Below are 4280 nucleotides of genomic sequence, written 5' to 3' on the forward strand. Positions count from 1 at the left end.
CCGCCAGTACCGCTGCGACCTACCACAAGGTCCTCAAGATCCTGTACGCCTGGCTGGTCGAGGAGGCCGAGATCCCGGCCGACCCGATGGCGCGGATCCGCCCGCCGATCGTGCCCGACAAGCCGGTCCCGGTCGTGCCCGAGGAGGGCCTCAAGCGACTGCTTCGCGCCTGCGCCGGTACCACCTTCGAGGCGCGTCGCGACACCGCGCTGCTGATGCTGCTGCTGGACACCGGCGCCCGCCGCGCCGAGATGACCGGGCTCACCCTCGACGACGTCGACCTGGACCTTGACGTGCTGCTGGTGCTCGGCAAGGGACGCCGGGAGCGCGCCCTGCCTTTCGGGCAGCGGGCCGGGGAGGCGCTGGACCGCTACCTTCGCGCCCGCGCCCGTCACAAGCACGCCGGCCTGCCGTGGCTGTGGCTGGGGCAGAAGGGCCGGCTCACCGACTCCGGGCTGCGGGGCGTGCTGCGCCGCCGCGGGGCGCAAGCCGGCATTCCCGGGCTCCACGCCCATCAGCTGCGGCACACCTTCGCGCACGCCTGGCTCGCCCAGGGCGGTACCGAGGGCGACCTCATGCGGATCGCCGGCTGGAAGTCCCGCGCCATGCTCCAGCGGTACGGCGCAAGTGCCGCCGATGCTCGTGCCCGTGAGGCCCATCGCCGCCTCTCCCCCGCCGACCGGCTGTAGGGAGCACGCTGCTTGGCGGCTGTCGGAGTCAAGGTGGGTCTGGCCAACCTCACGGAGACCACCGCTCATGAAGGCCGTGATCGGCAAGGATGCCTGACTGACGGTGTCCGTGATGCTCTTCGTGTGGGGACGCGATGCAGCCAGCGGCCGAAGCACACCAGCGCGGCGCCGGTGCGGAAGACATCCCGCAGCCGATCCTGCAGCCTGCCAGCGGCGCAGCGCCCACGCGCCTGCCAGATGCCCGATCGCCTGCTCCACAAGTGCCCGCAGCTCCGCCTGCACGTCGTTGCACGTCCGCTGCGCGTCGGTGAGGCGGTCCTTGGTGCGCCGATCTCCGACCGGCGCATGCCAATGCTCGCGTCGTCCAGCACCTTCTGGTTGGCCCATCCGCTGGCGGGAAGCCGGCCGAGGCGCGCAACGCCCTGAGCGAGGCCCTGTCAGCGCTCGATACCAGCGCGGTGGAGCAGCGGCGGTGTCCCGGAGATGTCCCCGAACCGGCACCCCGTGGGACCGCACGCCACCTCACGCCACGACCAGCAACCCCGCGGCTGATCTGTGGTGCTGTACTGGACGCGCGGTGTCGTGATGTGCGGTGCGCCTGGTGCGTTGCAATGGCATGCAAGCGGCCAGGGGCTCGGTCCTACGTCAGGAGAAGCTCCCCGTTGAAGATGGCAGGGTGGAGGCGGGACCGTCCGGGTGGGCGGTGATCGTAGCCTGGGTCGACATTGAGAAACCGCTGCCCCCCGATGGTGAAGCTGACATGCCGGCGGTCCACGTCGATCGTCGTGAGGGCGGCGATGTCGGCTGGGAGCGGGTAGGCGAGTTCGCCGGTGAAGTCGAGGACTGGACTGTGGCCGTGGATCTGGCCGAAGGGGAGGAGCTGCCCGGCCGCGGCCGCCCGAAGCCAGCCTGGATACAACTCGCGGCCCGCCTCCGCCCACAACGGGCCGGCCATGCCTGTGCGGGTGCCGTGGAGCATGACGCCGCCGGCATAAACCACCTTCGGGCGCCTGTCGAGCAGGTCGTTGAGCATCTTGGCGGCCTGGCCGGCGTCCTCGGTGATCACATGGTGCAGGAAGTTAAGGTGGGTGAGCCCGGCGTGGGTGATCAGGTACGACTCGCCGGTGGCGGTGCGAAGCGCGGTGGCGACCTTGAGCGCGCCATTGGCCCGCCACCGGCGCAGCGTGGCAATGGCGACGGGTGCCAGAGGGGTCTGGTCGTAGAAGCGTGGGCCGCCGAGGTACTGGGCTTCGTGGTTGCCGAGCAGCTGCACGTAGCGGCCCTGGTTGGTGTCCAGGAGGCGATCCGCCAGGCTGACGAGGGTGTCGGAATCGGGGCCCTTGTGGACCAGGTCGCCGACCTGCACGACGGCGAGGTCGTTCGGCAAGCGGGCGGCGTTCACGTCGACGCCGAGGCCAGCAAGCGCACCCGCGAACGGGGCCAGATGCCCAGACAGGTCGCCGACGACAGCGATCCGCACCGTGGTCTCCAGGAATCACTAGGCGGAAGTTACGTGGCCTCGACATGGCTGATCCCCCTGGCCAGCAGGGGGATCGGTGTGTTCAGGGAAGCCGGTGTTCTGGCTACGTGAGCGTGAGCGGGATCACCGCCTCGATGAGCTCGAAGGCTTTGCGCTGGGTGGGGGTTGGGCTGGTGAGCTTTTGGATCTGTGTCCGGGTCCCGTGGGTGGGGTCGGTGAAGGTGAGGTCGTCGCGGGCCAAAGTGGCCAGGTGCTGGAGCAGGGTGTGGAAGCTGTGGGCGGGGGTGCCGTCGGCGAGCTGGCGTCGTGACGCCTTGACCCGGGCGGTCTGGGAGCGTTCGGCCGGGGCGACGGGGTCGGTGCGCTCGGGCGGGGCCTCGTCGGTGAAGGTGAGCGGCGCCCACGCCTTGCGCAGGTGCCAGACCAGGTAGGCGGCCAGCATGCACACCAGCACGTGCCCGCGCACGCGTTGCTCGAGGTGGTGGTGGATGGGGCGCAGCTCCAGGTCGACGGTTTTCAGGCTGCGGAAGTCGCGCTCGACGTTGCTCAAGCGCTTGTAGGCGTCGACCAGCCCGGCGGCGTCCAGCTCGCTGGCCGCCACGCTGGCGCGCACCACGTAGATGCCGTCCAACGCCGCCTCGGCGTCGATCGCCGGCTGGTTGCGGGCATAGCCGAAGCTGGTGTCGGTGAGGTCGAGGGTGAAGTGCTTGGCCATCTTGAACCGGCCCAGCACCCGCCCGACCTTGACGCCGATGTCGGCTGCCCCGGCCAGCCTGCCAGCCTGGACGCCGGCGGCGACCTTGTCCAGCTCGGCGGCGGTGGCGGCAAGCAGCTCGGCGCGCTTGCGGGCCCGTTCGGCGCCCAGCAGCGGATTGCGGCAGCAGACCAGCCGCTCCCCGGGGTAGTCAGGGTGGGTAACCTCGGCGAGGTTGGTCTGGTCGAACAGCGACGGCTGGATGGTCCCGGCCCGGGCGAGCGCGGCGATCGCCGGGGCGCGCAGGGTGGTGATCCAGCCCACCCCGCCAAGCTCGCGGAGCGCGTCGATGCGGGCGGCGGTGAGCATGCCCCGGTCGCCGACCATCACCACGCGCTCGACCCCGAAGCGGTCGCGGAGCTTGTGGACCTGGCCGGGCACGGTGGCGGGGTCGCCGGTGTTGCCTGGGAAGACCTCGATCGCGACCGGGCGGCCACCTGGGTCGGTGAGCAGACCGTACTCGATCTGGGCCTTGCCGCGCTTGCGGTCGCGGGAGTAGCCGCGGGCCGCCAGCGGGCAGTGCGTGCCCTCCATCCACGACGAGGACAGGTCGTAGTAGACCAGCCCGCCGGGGGCAAGGTGCCGGCCGGCGAGGGTGCGCTCGATCCGGTCTTGGCGTGCAAGCAGCCAGTCCATTGCGGCATACACCTGGTCGGTGCTGGCGGTGGCCACGCCCAGGTCGGCGCCCAGGGTGGTGTCGGGCCACCAGCGGGTGGTGGCGAGCTTGGAGTCCGGCTCCACCACCCGCGCGGCCACCAGCGCCATGGCCAGGTCCCGCTCGGGGCCGGCCGGGCCGAGCAGCGCGGGGAAGCCGAGCGTGCGGGCCATGGCCCACACCGCGGCCACATGCCCGTGCGGCAGCGAGCGGGTGACCTGGAACGCCTCCTCGGCGTCCACCAGCCGGCGGCCGGCGAGGCTAGAGCGCAGCGCGGCGATCGCGTGGGCTGGGAGGGCGGAGAGGTTGGCGAGGGTCTCGTGCTTGACTTTGCCGGCGTCCCGGTAGCTGCGCCGCAGCAGCCAGGAGACGTACTCGCGGTCTTTGTACTTGCGCACAACACGCGCGACGTGGACCGCACCGGAATGCTTTCTCATATGCGGACACTACCGCATCAGCCGCACATTGTCACGCATTTTACTGGCTACATCCCACGTCACCAGCTGCCCTCATCTCCTTATGAGGCAAGGGATTGAGCCGAATCAGGCCACGTAACTTCGGCCTAGAGCCCCTTAGGGGTCTGGGTCGTAGAAGTTTTCAAGGGTTTCATGCGGCGATCATGGCGCCGGTGACGTAGTCGCTGACCGCGTGGTCGATGGTGTGCAGGGCCTGGCGGAGCTCCGGGTCGGCGGGCCCGCGGGG

Annotated in this window: 3 protein-coding genes; 1 reads left to right on the forward strand and 2 read right to left on the reverse strand. The window is 70.5% G+C overall.

Annotated features, from left to right (window positions below; genetic code table 11):
* Positions 1-689, forward strand: a 689-nt coding sequence (locus tag VG276_26235; GenBank protein ID HEV8652792.1) for a tyrosine-type recombinase/integrase, incomplete at its 5' end; no start/stop codon positions are given.
* Between the two features lie 640 nt (positions 690-1329).
* Here the strand turns inward: VG276_26235 and VG276_26240 are convergent.
* Both VG276_26240 and VG276_26245 read right to left on the reverse strand, forming a co-directional pair.
* The gene (locus VG276_26240) at positions 1330-2169 is read right to left on the reverse strand and encodes a metallophosphoesterase (protein ID HEV8652793.1); all 840 of its coding nucleotides are present in this window, start codon (positions 2167-2169) and stop codon (positions 1330-1332) included.
* Positions 2170-2272: 103 nt separating this feature from the next.
* On the reverse strand, positions 2273-4015 hold the full coding sequence (locus VG276_26245; GenBank protein HEV8652794.1) for an IS1634 family transposase: 1743 nt from the start codon (positions 4013-4015) through the stop codon (positions 2273-2275).
* Positions 4016-4280 lie beyond the last annotated feature (265 nt).

The organism is Actinomycetes bacterium, from assembly GCA_036000965.1.
GTDB lineage: Bacteria > Actinomycetota > CALGFH01 > CALGFH01 > CALGFH01 > DASYUT01.